At 55.7% G+C, this 14,603-nt stretch carries 15 protein-coding genes; 13 read left to right on the forward strand and 2 right to left on the reverse strand.

Going from position 1 to position 14,603, the window contains the following annotated elements; genetic code table 11:
• Positions 1-14: 14 nt before the first annotated feature.
• Entirely contained in the window at positions 15-746 is a 732-nt protein-coding gene (locus RCO24_RS10940; protein WP_308961994.1) for a hypothetical protein, read from the forward strand.
• An 87-nt stretch (positions 747-833) separates the two neighbouring features.
• On the opposite strand, the gene RCO24_RS10945 is transcribed toward RCO24_RS10940, so the two are convergent.
• Positions 834-1,115, reverse strand: coding sequence for a hypothetical protein (locus RCO24_RS10945; RefSeq protein WP_308961996.1), 282 nt, complete (start codon positions 1,113-1,115; stop codon positions 834-836).
• A 172-nt stretch (positions 1,116-1,287) separates the two neighbouring features.
• Between RCO24_RS10945 and RCO24_RS10950 the strand changes: the two genes are divergently transcribed.
• The 9 genes from RCO24_RS10950 to RCO24_RS10985 all read left to right on the forward strand — a co-directional run bounded on the left by RCO24_RS10950 (position 1,288) and on the right by RCO24_RS10985 (position 10,570).
• Positions 1,288-2,103, forward strand: coding sequence for a toll/interleukin-1 receptor domain-containing protein (locus RCO24_RS10950; protein ID WP_308961998.1), 816 nt, complete (start codon positions 1,288-1,290; stop codon positions 2,101-2,103).
• A 77-nt stretch (positions 2,104-2,180) separates the two neighbouring features.
• The gene (locus RCO24_RS10955) at positions 2,181-3,491 is read left to right on the forward strand and encodes a hypothetical protein (RefSeq protein ID WP_308962000.1); all 1,311 of its coding nucleotides are present in this window, start codon (positions 2,181-2,183) and stop codon (positions 3,489-3,491) included.
• Between the two features lie 149 nt (positions 3,492-3,640).
• A complete protein-coding gene (locus RCO24_RS10960; RefSeq protein ID WP_308962002.1) occupies positions 3,641-3,784 on the forward strand; it encodes a hypothetical protein in 144 nt (47 codons plus the stop codon).
• Between the two features lie 366 nt (positions 3,785-4,150).
• Entirely contained in the window at positions 4,151-4,504 is a 354-nt protein-coding gene (locus RCO24_RS19265) for an HNH endonuclease (RefSeq protein ID WP_374990953.1), read from the forward strand.
• A gap of 588 nt (positions 4,505-5,092) precedes the next feature.
• Complete coding sequence (locus RCO24_RS10965) at positions 5,093-6,361, forward strand: type IV secretory system conjugative DNA transfer family protein (RefSeq protein WP_308962425.1); 1,269 nt, start codon at positions 5,093-5,095, stop codon at positions 6,359-6,361.
• Between the two features lie 463 nt (positions 6,362-6,824).
• Positions 6,825-7,520 carry a ParA family protein gene (locus tag RCO24_RS10970; RefSeq protein WP_308962004.1) on the forward strand — a complete coding sequence of 232 codons (696 nt, stop codon included), beginning with the start codon at positions 6,825-6,827 and terminating at the stop codon, positions 7,518-7,520.
• On the forward strand, positions 7,517-7,915 hold the full coding sequence (locus RCO24_RS10975; RefSeq protein WP_308962005.1) for a hypothetical protein: 399 nt from the start codon (positions 7,517-7,519) through the stop codon (positions 7,913-7,915). Before RCO24_RS10970 ends, RCO24_RS10975 begins: the two co-directional genes overlap by 4 nt.
• Positions 7,916-7,985: 70 nt before the next feature.
• Positions 7,986-9,203, forward strand: a complete 1,218-nt coding sequence (locus RCO24_RS10980; protein WP_308962007.1) for a replication initiator protein A — start codon at positions 7,986-7,988, stop codon at positions 9,201-9,203.
• A 1,106-nt stretch (positions 9,204-10,309) separates the two neighbouring features.
• A complete protein-coding gene (locus RCO24_RS10985) occupies positions 10,310-10,570 on the forward strand; it encodes a hypothetical protein (protein ID WP_308962008.1) in 261 nt (86 codons plus the stop codon).
• An 81-nt stretch (positions 10,571-10,651) separates the two neighbouring features.
• Here RCO24_RS10985 and RCO24_RS10990 read toward each other — a convergent pair whose 3' ends face one another.
• Positions 10,652-10,954: a hypothetical protein gene (locus RCO24_RS10990; protein ID WP_308962009.1), complete on the reverse strand. Its 303-nt coding sequence runs from the start codon at positions 10,952-10,954 to the stop codon at positions 10,652-10,654.
• 310 nt (positions 10,955-11,264) lie between these two features.
• Here RCO24_RS10990 and RCO24_RS10995 point away from each other — a divergent pair, with 310 nt between their 5' ends.
• Genes RCO24_RS10995 through RCO24_RS11005 form a run of 3 tightly spaced genes read left to right on the forward strand, consistent with a single transcriptional unit; the run spans position 11,265 to position 14,515 of the window.
• Positions 11,265-11,474, forward strand: coding sequence for a hypothetical protein (locus RCO24_RS10995; protein ID WP_308962011.1), 210 nt, complete (start codon positions 11,265-11,267; stop codon positions 11,472-11,474).
• A gap of 37 nt (positions 11,475-11,511) precedes the next feature.
• Positions 11,512-12,990, forward strand: coding sequence for a hypothetical protein (locus RCO24_RS11000; RefSeq protein ID WP_308962012.1), 1,479 nt, complete (start codon positions 11,512-11,514; stop codon positions 12,988-12,990).
• Positions 12,971-14,515 carry a hypothetical protein gene (locus RCO24_RS11005; protein ID WP_308962013.1) on the forward strand — a complete coding sequence of 515 codons (1,545 nt, stop codon included), beginning with the start codon at positions 12,971-12,973 and terminating at the stop codon, positions 14,513-14,515. Before RCO24_RS11000 ends, RCO24_RS11005 begins: the two co-directional genes overlap by 20 nt.
• The last annotated feature ends 88 nt before the right edge of the window (positions 14,516-14,603 follow it).

Raw genomic sequence — 14,603 nt, forward strand, 5'->3', positions numbered from 1 at the left:
TATTCCCATTCCGAATGTCGAAGGCGCAGCTGGCGGCTATGCCCGACCGCGAGCGCACTTTGCTGATTCTAGTCGCCCACGCTTCCAATGAAATCAACGTGCTCGAGAAGTTGATCCTCATGACGAGCGCGGGGACTCCGCCCGAAAAATTCGTTGACCACGTTGAGGCCGCTCAAACTCTGATCGTATTGCGGTTGCTGATCGGCAAACTCAACGAGACGTGGCGGCTATTCAGCACTCGATTTCAAAGTGTCGCCGGGCTTCCGCAGACCTATCTCCCGCGGCTCACATCGAAAGCTCAGGATGACCTTGCCTGGCTTCGCAGATATTTCGGAAGAGAGAACAGGATTTCCGGCATACGAAACCAGTTCGCTTTTCACACGCCGGATGACGATGTTATCGAGGCTGCATTCCAGGACCTTGGCGAGACCGAGCCTTGGACCTTTTATCTGTCTGATCTTAGTGGGAACACATTCTACTACGCGGCGGAGATGGTGATCACGAGGGCTATCGCGCAATCCGCAGGGCCGGCCAGCGATGACATCCTTGCGAGCGAGCTTGCAGCGGTATTTGACGACACCATCGCCGTTTCTCGAAAAATCAAGGATCTCTTTAGCGAACTTATTGCGCTGATATGTGAGCAACACCTTGCATCCGGCGAACCTATCGAAGGCGTGCAATTGGAAGTTCCGAGGCTCCCCTACGTTCCGTTTTTTCTGGATGAGGATTCCTTGAAAGGGAAGTGAGACACCGGATTGGAGCCGACGTGCCTGGCACGCCGGCTCTGCGGAACGGTTGATACGCCCAACTTGAAAGCCCCGTTCCGGAATTCTCTACAAGCCGGTTGCGAACGGACGTTCGGTTGGCCAACTAACGCCGCGGCGCCGGCTGAACTCACCGAACGGACCTTCAAGGACGGCTATTCGTTCCTGCAGCGCACGCACCTTGCGACCGGCTTGGAGCGCTTCGTCTTGAGCGTCCCGCAAGGCTTCGAGGCATCCGCGATCCGGGTCGTCGGCGTGCATGCCAAGCATCTCGTCCACGACCATCAATGCATCCAGCCAATAGCTCTTGGCCTGCTGCTCCCACCCTCTAAGCTCCTGTAATGTCGCCAATATCACCTCCACGCTCAACATATGTTCTTGATTTGTTCTATACGGCTGAGAGGAGAATGTCGAGGCCTGGGCACCTGCTATCCACTGCTTCACCTAGCCCCCGCGCCATCTTCGCTTTTCCGGTGCCGACGGGTCACGTAACGCTCGGATAACTTACGGCTTGGAGGTTCATATGCCGACCGCAGCGCAACGGCTCGAGGTCGAGAACGCACTCAGACATTGGGATCGATACTGGGCGGGCAACAGCGTGTTGGATGCCTTCGATATCGATGAACTCGAGGGCCCGCGTGACCAACGCTTTCGGGCACGCCTTGCCCTCGTCAATGACCAGCAAATGGCGGAATTGCAGGATTTCTTCGACCTGCGCCGAGAGCGACACCGCATTTGGGGCCTAGGCTTTCGCCTCTTCGTAAGCCACATCGCACAGTCTGTTCAACAACTCCTCCCGCTCACCGAAGCCCTGAAGCGGTATGGCATCGTGCCGTTTCTTGCCCACGAGCACATAGCGCCTGGACAGCTTTGGCATCGTGAGCTCACCACTGCCCTCAGTTCCATGGATGCGTTGCTGTCGTTTCATAGTGCGGGCTTTGCACAAAGCCCCTGGTGTGGCCAAGAGGTGGGGTACGCATTGGGTCGCGGAGTGTTGGTGTTGCCCGTCAGAGGAGGTGAAGACCCCGGCGGTTTTGTCGGCGAGATCCAGGGCATTCCTTGGAACCCGCAAAACGTCCCGCGTACCGTCGGTCTGGTGATTGCGAACCTTAGGGAGAACCCTCAAACCCGCGTTGCGTTGGGCGACACCCTAGCAAGAGAGCTGAAATACTCGGGCAGCTTCGACCGGTCTGATTTTCTGGTGGAACAGCTGCAGCAGCTGGGTCCCCTAACCGAAGGTGCCCATCACTCCATCGGATTGGCGCTGAAATTCAATGACCAGGTCCGTGGTCGAAACAACGCGGAAGATTTGATCAACCCGGAAGAGGATGCCGCCTAGGCGTCGATGCCACACACCTGCGTAGGAAGTGGGCGACTGCACTAACTGTATACGTAGACGCGTCCTAACATGCGTGCATGAACGCCCGTGCGCTGCGCTTTGCGATGACGATGGCCTGCGCCGCCGTCGCGGCGTCGGCCCAAGCGCAGGACTGGGGCAACATCGCTGTCATCTCGAGCACGCTCGGCAATAACGCTGGGCGGCTGTGCGTCGGTGAGGGCTTGCGCGTCACCGATATCGGATGCCCGTCCTACGCCCCTTCCCTTACGACAGCTGGCGACATCTCCGTTACGGGTAACCTCTCCGCCAACAAATTTATCGGCGACGGCTCTCTGCTGACCGGCGTTGGGCAGAGTGACCGCATCACCTCGGGCACCACCAACGTCATCGCCACTCAAGACCGCAGCGTGACCATCTCCACCGCTGGCTCGCAGCGGATTGTGGTTGGCGAGAATGGGTATGTGGGTCTGGGTACAAGCTTCCCTTCAGGCCTGCTGTCACTGGCACAAGCCGGCGGTGGAGTAAGGCCGACTCTCGATATCACCGCATATAACAATACCGCAGGCCAAAATTACTATTCACAACTCAACCTAATGCGGAGCAAAGGCTCTTCCATGGGCGCGTTAACCGCACTGGCAGATGGCGATGCAATAGGTTTGCTCGAGTTCAAAGGACCAAACGGTCCGGCAACAATTTTCCAAAGCGCTGCGAGGCTAAGAGTTCTGCAGAAAGGCGCCGCAGCCTCATATGTACCTGGCCAAATGTACCTTGAAACATTCAGTGCGGGCGGCGGCGCGAATAACGGTCAGCTTGTTTTGAACCCAGACGGTAACGTCGGCATAGCCACCACAACGCCCGCCGCCACCCTCCAAGTCTCCGGCAGTTTCATTGTCTCCACCAGCGCGCAGACCACTACGCCGAGCCTTTATGTGGGGACGAATGGAAATGTGGGGGTTGGGACGAGTGCGCCAGGCAGCAAGCTTGAGATTAGAGGCTCGACTGCGGGCACCGTTTTTGACAACTTAATTCTTGCCAATGCCGGAGCTGGCATCGGCACTGGCGCGAACTTGCTTTTCAATCTGGGAGGGGCCACCACATACTCGCAAATTCAGTCCAACGCTGACGTTAATAACGGTGCAAGTTTGCGTTTCTCAACACGGAGCGGGGCAACAAGCACTCTTTCCGAGAAACTGAGAATCTCCAACGATGGCCTTATCGGCATCGGCACAACAACCCCAAGCGCAACCCTGACTGTCTCGGGCAGCGCAATTATCAGTGGAACGGTGCAGGTCGCCGGAACAGGCAATGAAGCCTGTACGCCCGGCACGCTTGGCACCATCCGCTTCAACCCCGTGACCGGCGCGCCGCAGATTTGCGTGCAGCGGTAATTTCGCTGCCTCTATTTCAGGAAATGGGAGAGATCCGTCTCAGAAGCGATTAAATGAGGCTGCGCACGTAGCGTCTCGGCTAGCGTCTCAGAATTCCGAACGGCAAATCGGGTGACGTCTCGCGGCGAGAGAAGCCCGGTCGTCGATAGATGCCGGAGCACCATGCGAGCTACGGCCATCCGCCCCTGCTGACCGATCGGCTTGTTAAGGTCAAGCAGCAGAAGCTCGACGGCTGCTATCACGGCCGATCGAAGGTCACCTTCAGTCGCAAGTGCTGCAAGAGATGGCTCTGATGAGGTGGCCACGACGGCATCGACCGCTTGGGTCGCAAGGAGCTGAAAGGGCAAGCCTTCATCCGTCATTGTCGAGAGTATTGGGCGGTCGGCTCAGTCTTGCAAGTCCGATTAGTCGATTTTGCGGCCCCTTCTCTTCCTCGCTCCCAACTTATCTCCCCGTGTCAGTCCGGCCACAGCTGTATCCCCTCGTCTGAGATTTCTGTCGAACACTCTCCCCCCGACATTTATCGAACCATTTTCATTTCGATCCTTAGCGCCGTGATCGGGAGGACTGTGTGCGTGAAGAAGGTTCGCAAGGGGACCAGACAACGGCTGGCTCTCCTGAAAAAGTTCGATGGCCGTTGCTTCTACTGCGATCACGGCATGTCGCTTCCCGGTTCTGGGCAGCCAGCAACAACCAACGTTACGCGGGAGCACCTCACGCCGAAATCGCAAGGAGGAAAGCAGGGTGGAGCGAACCTCGTTGCCGCTTGCTCCCGCTGCAACAACGCGCGAGGCACGCAGCCGTGGTGGGAGTTCTTACAGATGATGCGGTCGCATCATGACGTATTTGAGCAAACTGTATGCACGCAGGTTGCCCTCTTCTGGCCCCCGATCGAAAGTGTCGTTACGAAGGAAAGCGACCTCGATCTCCCTCTTGTGGCCCTTGTTGCGCGATGGGCAAGACCCAGAGGAACTAGCGGCGCGCGTCGCCTATCACCTCCACCGAACCAATAACCGAACCACCGCCCTCACCCGTGCCGGCATAACCACCGACCGTTCGTATGCCAGCGATCTCGTCCAGGGTCGTTCGGGCCTCAGCGAAAGTGATGTTAAGTTTCTCGCCGATCGATTGGCCCTGCCCGTCTCCGACTTGGTTCGCCCTTTGACGGAACAGGAGAATGAGGCTTGGTCGTTCTATCGAATCAGCGGACGAAACAGGCTTGCGGTATGGGAACGTGCGCGGGCCGCTTGGCGCAAGCACGGTCTGAGTGACAGTTCGGCAGCCAAGGCCATAGGTCTCTCTAGGGCTGCACTATCGAACATCTTCACCGGCGAAAACTTGCCAGTGATGCGACACGATCAAGCCAGCAAGCTTGGGGATGCGCTAGGCAGCGCCGAGTTTGCCCAACAGCTCCTTGCTGGTCTCGAGGAGACGACCCCTCCCCGTTAGCCGGCCAATGTTGCGGCGGCGCCTCAACTGTATACCCACGTCCGAAAAAGAAATCGCTTGGCTTCGATAAAGGCAAGCTTCCGCCACAGCCACGAACAACCCTTTGTCCGCACATCTCATCGCATTCGAGGCTGCAGGCCATGGCATCTCTCATGTCGCGTACAAATAACCTACCGAATGGACTCCTTCTCGGCTGGTCCGAAGAAACAGCAAGCGCAACACCAATCTGGGACACGTCGCGCGAGGGGCACCTCATAACGATCGCTCCCACAGGCGCAGGCAAGGGTGTTTCGTGTGCCATCCCTGCCCTACTGACTTGGCAGGGCCCGGCCATCGTTATCGATCCAAAGGGCGAAAACTACGCCGTCACGGCAAGGCGGCGACGGGCTATGGGCCATCTCGTCCACCGGCTCGACCCGTTCCGCATAGTGGGGGATAGGCGGGGAGACACCCTTAATCCCTTAGACCTGATCGACCCGAACGCCGACGATTTTCAAGACAATGCGGCCGTCGTCGCGAAGCTCTGCATGCAGGACAACTCCACCTTAGCCGACCCGTTCTGGGATGAACGCGCGACCGCAATGATCGTGGCGGTGATTTGCGAGCTGTTCCGGGTCATGAAGCGGCAACCGACATTGAAGGACGTGCAGGAAGCGATTAGAGGCGCGCCAATCAACGATCTCCCGGAAAACCCCCTCTTGCCGCGCGGCAGTGAAGCACCCAAGCCGAAGTGCATTAGCGTCAGGAACGTCATCACAACAGCGGAATTCTCTAGCGAGCGCACCCGCGCAAGCATCATGGCCACAGCTCAAGCCCACATGGGTTTCTTGCGCTCACCTGCGGTCCACACCTGCCTCACCGATAGCACCATCACCTTGGATGACATCACGGCAGGCGCTATGCAGACCATCTATATCATCTTGCCGCCTGAAAAACTCATTACCCACGCAAAGCTTCTGCGCCTGTGGGTTGGCGTCATGCTTGCCGCCATTTCAAGGCGCAGGCGTGCTCCCCCTCAACCCACCTTGTTCCTGCTCGATGAAGCGGCCCAATTGGGTCCGCTTTCTGAACTCAAAGTGGCTCTCACGCTCATGCGGTCGTACGGGGTGCGCGTCTGGACGTTTTGGCAGGATCTTTCGCAGATCAAAGCAACATATCCGAACGAATGGGAGTCCATCGTCAACAACTGTAGCGTCCAGCAATACTTCGGAGCGAAGTCCCCTCCTTCGAAGGCTTCGCTTCGCTCCTATCTTGGCGACGCCTTACCGAAGGACGATTTGACGGACATGCAGCAGCTCATCTTCGATGGCGGCGCGACAAAAGTACTGAAGCGTGCAAGCTACCTGCTCGATCCCATATTCGCTGGGGTCGCGGCTCCTAACCCATTCCACGCGCCTCTTCGCCAGACGGGACAACGGTAATCGGAAGCGCGCGGCACCGACACCAATCGCTCCCGCCTATCCATCGGGGGCGTTCGTGCGTTCGTCCGAACGTCTCCGTTGCACGCTGTTTAAATTGAGATACTGCACCGCTCGCCCGCATCGGCGCTGTTCCGTTCTTCCGTTCGTGAGTTCGGGCGCTCGCCCGTTCGTGCGTTCGTCCGTTCGCTCGGTGCCGGCGGCTTTCCAGGGTTTCATACACAGGGTCAAGCCGTTCGTCCGTTCGCCCGTTCTTCCGCCCGGGCGAACGGGCGTTCTTGCGTTCGTTCGTTCGCTACTACTTGTTCTCGTCGTGAAGCAGCTAAAATTCATGGCGTGGCGGCGCCGTTCGGGCGAACGCCCGTTCGTGCGTTCGGAAATATTCTTGCAACACCCCGACGCATCTCTGCCCAACAATCAAGCGTGTGTGCTTGACGGTCTTAATCCGTTTACGCATCGTTTGCCCATGAGCAATCACACCGGCGCAAAATTCATTTCCTTCGCATCACCCAAAGGTGGTGTGGGCAAATCGACCTCGTGTCTCGCCATCGCCGGCGCACTTCTGGCTGCAGGCGAAAAAGTCCGCATCATCGATTTCGACCAGACCGAAAGCATTTGGCGTTGGTACTCGAACAGTCCAATCGCACAGGCAACACCGCACCTAGCAGTAGAGAAGGGGCCTACCGCAAACCTAGATGCCTATATTAAGCAGCTGTGGCAGTCCGCCACCGACTACGTGCTGCTCGATCTTGCGGGATCGTTGTCAGATCTCACGCTTATGGTGGCTGCGTTCGCAACGCTGACCATCACGCCCGCGAAGGTCAGCGAACCGGACATCATTGAAGCAAACAAGATGGCGCGCAGTCTGCACGCGGTGGCGAAACGCATCGGGAAGCCGGTGAACCACCGCATCCTTCTGAATGAAGTTCCCAGTAGCATTTCAAATGATGAGGTAGATCTCATCAACCAGATCGACCGAAGCAATCTCCGGCGCTTCTCCACGCTCATCCATCGCCGGTCGGCGTACAGCAAATCCTTCTCTCGGGGCACACTGCCTCATTTTGCGGATGCGCCCGACCGAAAGGCGCTCGCGGAGATAGACGCGATGATGGCCGAGATACGCGACATCTTCGAACCTCGCCTAGAGAAAGCCGCAGCATGAGCGCCCACAAGATCTTACCCAAACGGATGGACCTTGGTGTCGATGACGTCGAGATTGAAAACAAACTTGCGGCAGCACGCGAGGTTGCTGTGATGACAAACACACCGACCGTCAGCTTTCCGAATGACAAGGCACTCAACCACGCTGATGCCGCACCACAGAGTGTAAAGGTCACCCCTTTGCCTGCGCAAGAACGGGAGAAGAAGAGGGGGCCAAGGCCATCAGCCGTACGCCGCTACTCAGTTGATCTGCCCGTTTATCTCATCGACGAAATCCACAAGCGCTCGTTTCATACCAGCCGCACCAAAAAGCTCGTCATCCTCGAAGCCCTCAACGCCGGGGGCCTCAAAGTCAAGGACGTGGATCTCGAGCACGAGGACAACAACGATGACTAGCGAACGCCCGTTCGTCCGTTCGTCCGAACGTCCTTTGGGCAGTTTCGTGTACCGAACAAGGCTTGGCACTATGGCCAAGATAAAACTTGATCTCATTTCACCGGACGAGTTTTCCGCGAAATCTCTCCACGAGAAGAACGACTACCTTCAAGATGTCGCAAAGCAGGCGGCGATAGCGCGAGGTCTGTCCGAGCCGGTTCCGCTTGATCGAGACTCCCTTTCACGCCTTCGAAGGTTCTATGTGCGGCGTCGCGCCAACGAGCTTGAACTCGACAAAACGCCAGATCCCGAACTCAGAAATGCCATCAAAGGCCTCGCGAACGCCATTCACCTTGGTGAGGTGAGCAAGCTCATCGCGCACGAGACCCCTAGTGGCGGCGGTATAGACAAGACACTGAGAGACGCACCGCCGGACGATGCACAACTCATGTTCTTTGTTCCTACGGTTCACGACGCGCCGCTCAAGGACGACGTGAACCTCATGGACGTGGCGCCGTTTTCCCTTTCTAAAACGGTGCGCCAAGGTCTCATCCGATACGAGTTGCCTGATTGCGTCATTACCATCGAAGGCGGCGCGGCTGTGGGCCTCGTCACAGCCTACGACTACGACATCTTCATCCACATGGTTTCGCACTTGGCCTCGGAGATGCGCCAATACCGCCACGACATGGAGAAGGGGCTGCGTCCGTCTTTGCCGCCGCGCACGTTTCGCCCAAGCGCGGCGGACATCCTTCGCTATTGTCGGAGAGAGCAGGGGGGTAAACAATATCTCGAACTCGAGAAGGCTTTGGATCGTTTACAGGCCACCCGCTACAAGATCACCAACCTCACCACGGGCAACAAGCGACGTGCCTCGGAATCATTTCCGCTGATCGGCCGCTACAAAGTCGTGAGCCGCACGCGAATGGACCGCATCGATGAGATCGAGATCGACATTCCCGAGTGGGTCTACAATGGCGTGGTGACCACCCAAGCGACGCCCAGCATCCTGACCCTAAACCGAGATTACTTCCTGATCAGTCGTCCGCTCGCAAAATTCATCTACAGGCTCGCCAGGAAGGCCTGCGGCGCGCACGGTTATGCAGAGTACGGTCTGCAGACGCTTTACGAGCGCTCGGGGTCCGCCATGCCATTCCGAAAGTTTCGCGATGCAATCAGAGACCTGGTGGCAGCGACCAAGAGCGACCCCTTACCGGATTTCGACATCGACGTCGTGCCGGGGAAGGGGGGTGACAAGCTCAGGATGATGGATCGAAGGAAGCAAATTGCCATGAGTTCAGCAGCCTAACCCCTTTTGGCCCGACCCGTACATCGTTCCGGCCCGATGCCGTATTTCAATCCGCCTTCATTGGCCAAAATTGGTTTTGGCCATCTGCCCGTACATCAATCCGGCCCGCTCTGTTTCTTTAGGTGCTCCGGAATGCTTTTGGCCAACCCCGTACTTCATTCCGGCCCTGACATCCATGTCGTCCCCGATAGCATTTTCGTCAATTTCACCCGAATGGCCGTACATCATTCTCGGCTTGCGGTAGCCGCTTTTCTTAGCAATACGTCTTATGGGCTAGGGGAGGGGCCAAAAATCGCTTGGATGAAAATGGCCAAACCCCGTACATCGTTCCGGCCAATTTCCATCCACAGAGTTATCCCCAAGCGATTGGCCAAACCGTACATCAGATTACATTTGCCGTATAATGTTCCGGCCAAGCCGTTGATCAATCCGGCCAATCCGTATTTCCTTCCGGCCGCTGCCGTACATCAAAGACAAAAAGCAGAGCCAACTTGTTGAGGCGATGGAAGAAGAGCAACAAGAAACCTTTCTTTCTAAAACCTCTTATAAAAACCAATCAAACTACGAAAATGCCTTCGGCAATCTCAAATTGCGATTTTGATGGTAGTTCGCTGAATAGCTACATGCTCAAGGGTCGGATTCGTGGTGCACCATCGGTCGGCATGGGCAGCCCCGGACACACCTGTCGCAGCCCGCAAACGGGCGCTTCCAACGGCTTTTTGTTGGAGGAGGGGAGGGAAGGTAGTGGCCATAGCTACCCATCGCGGTGCCTAGCAGCGCGGACACTTGCCAATTCATCGCCAGCCCGGACTTGACGTATGCTGATTACTCAAGCACGATTCAAACATGACAACGCTAATCACCACATCACGGTCTCTCAAGCGCAAGTTTACGATGGGAGACCCTTTGGTTGCCGCCTTTCGTGCAATTGAGGCGAGCGCTGTCTCCGCTACTGCCGACCTTGATAAGCTCATCGACGCTACTAGCGGGAAAGTCCGCGAGTTCCTCGTCGCGGCGCGTGACGTTCGATTCACCTGTGGAGCCGCTGCAAGAGAAGCAGCTGATGCGGTTGAGCGCGCCGAAGCCATGGTCCAATCCCGGCATCAATGATCGATGCTGCGACGCTCGAGGCGATATGGTTGGCGTTAGGCCGCCAAGAGCGCCAGATTCACGAAACGATGCAGACGCTCAAGGCGCGCGGCAAGCAATTGAGAGCGGATGGACATCAAGAGGCCGCCGATCAAGTCGCCGACGCCGTCGTGGCATTAGGACTCCGCATGAAACAGGTCAACGTCGCGCTCAGTCAGGTGGAACCCTTATACTTTGCCGCGCTAAGGGCAGGGCGACGGAAGCGCTCTGAAAACTGAACATGAATCTAACATAATATACATTATGCGGGCTCGCGGACGAATCGCGACAAGCGCATCGAGTGACGGAAGCAATACTCCTCAGCCTCCGGGTTTATTTTGCCCCCTCGAAGCGTTGGGAAGGAGTTTCAATCTCTGGATCTCCGCCACCAGCCGGCCAAGATCGTGACCCAAGCGCAGCTTGAGCTCGTAGTAAGTCGACAGGCTCTTCTGGTAGCATCCGATCGTTCGGAAAAGCTCGTAGGCAAGTTCCTCGAGATAGCAGTAGCACTCTTGAGGTACCTCAGCATCAATGCGGACGCTCGAAGCCGCATCCGGCACCTTGCAGGTGCCCGGGGCACTGATTGGAGCCTCCTCAGCGAGGCTCGTCGAAATCTCTGGCATGGTGGACCTGCGTTCGTTGAACCGAACAAGGCGTCGGCAATAGATCAGAACACAGTGCTCGCTCTGTGAGGATCGCCGACCCACAACCACACCAGAGAATCTGGCCACTCTCTCCTCAGCTCCACAGCAGCCGACAACACGGAATCTGCGCTCTGCTTGAATCTAGCAGTTTGCGAGTCTCGCAGACTGGGGCAGAGCAAGGCGCTTTTCTAACTTTCTCGCGTCAACCGTGGCGAGGCCATTTGATAAGCTAGATGAGGCTGAGTGATCACCGGTGCACCAGCTAGGCTACCACAAGAAAGGACGAACAATGAGCAAGTTGACCGAGATTACCCCTCATGAGCTTCGCTGCGGCATCGGTGCGTGCCCGAGCGTATACGAGTTTGAAGATGGATCACTTTTAATCGTCGGAACGAGAGCTTCCGAAGCGGACCTTGCGATGCTGCCTGATGGAAAAGTCGGAGCAGACGAATTCGCGGTGAAACTTTCGCGCCAGTATTTTTCTAGCCTAAAAAAATAAATTCCATTATTATTTAATGGGAGGGGGATGGAACTCAATGGAATTGATAGGCCCAGTCGCGCTGGTAGCTAGTCTCGTAACTTATGTGGCCATTGGCTTCTATGGGAGCGCTCAAAACCATCGTTCCTCATTTTTTCACATAGCTGGAGTCAGGAAGGGCGTAATAGCACTTGTCGTCGCAAATGTGACGCTTGGTACTGGCCTGGCTTATCTCCTCACGGCGGGTTCAATGAACGGCCTGCTTGTGCTCTCGATAGCTTTCGGGGTCTTCACAGGATATTGGCTTCTCAGTATTTTCCTTGCTTCACTTCCGGACTCCCTGACTGGCGCTGGTGGGAACCTGCTAATGTGCTTCCGGAACGCCATTGAGTCGCAGAGGCCTGCTTCAAAAACTCATGGTAGATCAGTTTTCGATGCAGCCATCTTGATCCCGCTGGTCGCTGCCTTCATTATGTTTTTTGCGTATGAAATTTTTGTGTCATCTAAGATAATCGCGGCAGTCGCCTTTCCCGAATCGGGCGCTTACACGACGCAGTTGGTGGCTGTTTTGATATTTGTTGCGGCTCTTGCTTATTGTCTGGTCGGAGGAATGGCAGCCGTTTACACTACGGCCATCATTCAGTTGATTGGGATACTATTGTTCCTCGGATTAATCACCTACGCTTCCGTTGCAACCATAACCGCATCTCAATTTCCGATCGCGCAGCAATTTCTTTATCGCGGCGACAAGCAAGCGCTCATTAATTGTTTAACTGGATTTACGGATGCCGTGGCAACTCAGTTTTATAGTCTGATAAACGCGTTTGGTGCGTCCCATCTTCGGGCCACGAAACAGAAAGCGCGCTTGATGCGAATAAATGGAGCAATTCTTGCTGCCATTTTTTCTTTGATCATCCTCATCGGCACAAGCACACCGCACGAAATTGCGGCCGATATTGGTGCGTACGTGAGTCGAATCTCCTCCTCGTTAAGTTCAATACCGTTCGGCTCAGCAGTATTGATTACTCTTTTAGTGTTTGGAATGGTTTCTGTTGTTATAAGTACCGCGGATACGCTCATTGTGGCGTTAACATATTTCATTTATGAGAATGTCGGCAGAAGAGAGGGTGCCGAAACTTCGCAAGACATAAGTTCTATTAGAAAATTGATGGCCACGCTTTTTTTAATTTCGTTTTTCGCGCTTCTGGCTTTGTTCTCGCTTCAGCCAAACATTTTCTACCTTCTCCTATCAATCGCTAGCGGACCGGTAGTTATGGCGCCGTTGATGGTAGCTCTCGGAGCGATTTCTCGAACTCCGGGCGCGCTTGGATCGGTATCCGATCCCTGGCTTGCTGCGTTCGGTGGACTTTTTGTGATCGCGTCTACAGCGAGCTTCACGAGCCTAGCCTTAGCGCCGAGCTTGGTCCCCTACGCTTCGCTCTTCCACCTGTCACTTTCAACGGTGCTCGCCCTTGCGTTATACTTGTTCGTTAGAACACGGAGGGTCGGGGGGGGGAGTGACGGTCGCACCTTATAAGTCGAGCATTCAAGATCTTTTTCGATCTTTCGACATCGCTGCTTCTGCTGATGACTTTGATCCAGGTGCTCGGCGCGGCGGGTTCGTCGTCTACAGGTATTCCCCTATCGAGACGAGGTGTCTGCTTGACGACTGCTTCGACCCCTTTCTGGAAGTTTGGCGCATGCACCCGGGAAGGCAGTTTGGCCCGGAAGTGACCGTAGCACTGGAAAAGCTTTGCCGAGTGCTTCTATCGTCTGCCGATGACGGATCTTTAAAATTCGATTTGGAAGCTACAATAAGCCAGCCGTACAGACGCAGGATGGATGAAGCTGGAAATTCGACCAAAACTTTGCCGGATATTTTGCTACGAAGCTTGATGCTAAACCTATCGGTCGGTCAATTTGATCCAACAGCTGATTGGCTACCGTTTGCGCCGCCTCGGTCTGTGGTCACTAAATTCGAGAGATTGGGCGTCGCAGTCGACGTCGCCTGCTTTGCGGCGCCCTTGGGCGCACCTCCGGAACATATCGTGTCGGCGATAAATGCCATCGCCAGCAAGTCACCGGTACTAACACCAGAGTATTTATCGATCCTGCAAAATGGCGAACGCCTCGTGTTGCCCGTGATTTCCGGCGGTTTCCAAGGGATACTGTATGCTTGGTACGGCTGGGGACACATTCCAAATGTCGGGCGGCTCAAGGACGTAAGCAAGAGAAGGTTTCGTGAACTTTTAATAGCTCAATCTCGACAGATAGGCGACGCATGGCACGACGACCGTGTTAAAAGCTCCGCAGAGCTGCTTTCTCGTGCGAAAACTGATGCCGCCTTATTGCACGCGGTGCTGGAGGCCACCTCGCCTGTAAAGAAGGCTGTCGTCTCGAAATCGGATGCCAAGGCCGGAGCGGATAGCTGGCTAGGCAGAGAAATTGTTTATGACTCCAATATCCAGTGCTTCTCTGGTTATAGGGATGTTTTGGATGGTATTCCGAAGCGTGGCCGGAGCAAGGACGCTGAGGAAATTGAGGTGGCATTTTACAGCCGAGAAGAGCCGATTTTTGTTCGCGTATGGCCGCTGAATGAAACGACTGGATGCGGCTTATGCGGAGACTCGATCAAATCTCGGTTGCTCACCCTCAGGGCGCTTTCAGATCCCTTTGACCGGCAAGTAGATTTTGCGGTGATGTCTCGTCAAACAGTTCGAGACCGTTTGGCGAACGCGCTTAAAGAGCTAGAACGTCCTGATGCGCAGGGAAAAAGCAAGGAACTTAATGCCTTAATACTGATTCTCTATAAATGGCTGAATACACGCCCATCAAACGGCTCGGTGACGTTTTCGCTTGTTAAGGCAGACGCCCTCAACGAATTTCGCGATATCGCGAACAATGAGAAAGTCAGCATCTCTGAAGATGTTGATTTGGAGTCCATGAGCATCCGGGGAATAGGGCCGATACTTAAAGATCCGGTGTTCGATGGGAAAGCATGCATCGAACAGGGGAAGCGTCAACGTTCGCCGCTAGTCTTCAAGTTGCCGGAGCTAGCATGAGATGTGCGACCCTTCACTTGATACAAGTACGCCGTAACGTCACATCGACAGCCCGGCGAGAGACGACGACGGCCGAGGACGTAGCGGC

This window comes from Hyphomicrobium sp. LHD-15 (genome assembly GCF_031157355.1).
Taxonomy (GTDB): domain Bacteria; phylum Pseudomonadota; class Alphaproteobacteria; order Rhizobiales; family Hyphomicrobiaceae; genus Hyphomicrobium_C.

Bases quoted from the DNA above. Each gene is read 5' to 3' on its own strand.
- RCO24_RS10940 (WP_308961994.1), top strand. From the start codon at position 15: ATGTCGAAGGCGCAGCTGGCGGCTATGCCCGACCGCGAGCGCACTTTG.
- RCO24_RS10950 (WP_308961998.1), top strand. From the start codon at position 1,288: ATGCCGACCGCAGCGCAACGGCTCGAGGTCGAGAACGCACTCAGACAT.
- RCO24_RS10955 (WP_308962000.1), top strand. From the start codon at position 2,181: ATGAACGCCCGTGCGCTGCGCTTTGCGATGACGATGGCCTGCGCCGCC.
- RCO24_RS10960 (WP_308962002.1), top strand. From the start codon at position 3,641: ATGCCGGAGCACCATGCGAGCTACGGCCATCCGCCCCTGCTGACCGAT.
- RCO24_RS19265 (WP_374990953.1), top strand. From the start codon at position 4,151: ATGTCGCTTCCCGGTTCTGGGCAGCCAGCAACAACCAACGTTACGCGG.
- RCO24_RS10965 (WP_308962425.1), top strand. From the start codon at position 5,093: ATGTCGCGTACAAATAACCTACCGAATGGACTCCTTCTCGGCTGGTCC.
- RCO24_RS10970 (WP_308962004.1), top strand. From the start codon at position 6,825: ATGAGCAATCACACCGGCGCAAAATTCATTTCCTTCGCATCACCCAAA.
- RCO24_RS10975 (WP_308962005.1), top strand. From the start codon at position 7,517: ATGAGCGCCCACAAGATCTTACCCAAACGGATGGACCTTGGTGTCGAT.
- RCO24_RS10980 (WP_308962007.1), top strand. From the start codon at position 7,986: ATGGCCAAGATAAAACTTGATCTCATTTCACCGGACGAGTTTTCCGCG.
- RCO24_RS10985 (WP_308962008.1), top strand. From the start codon at position 10,310: ATGATCGATGCTGCGACGCTCGAGGCGATATGGTTGGCGTTAGGCCGC.
- RCO24_RS10990 (WP_308962009.1), bottom strand. From the start codon at position 10,954: ATGCCAGAGATTTCGACGAGCCTCGCTGAGGAGGCTCCAATCAGTGCC.
- RCO24_RS10995 (WP_308962011.1), top strand. From the start codon at position 11,265: ATGAGCAAGTTGACCGAGATTACCCCTCATGAGCTTCGCTGCGGCATC.
- RCO24_RS11000 (WP_308962012.1), top strand. From the start codon at position 11,512: ATGGAATTGATAGGCCCAGTCGCGCTGGTAGCTAGTCTCGTAACTTAT.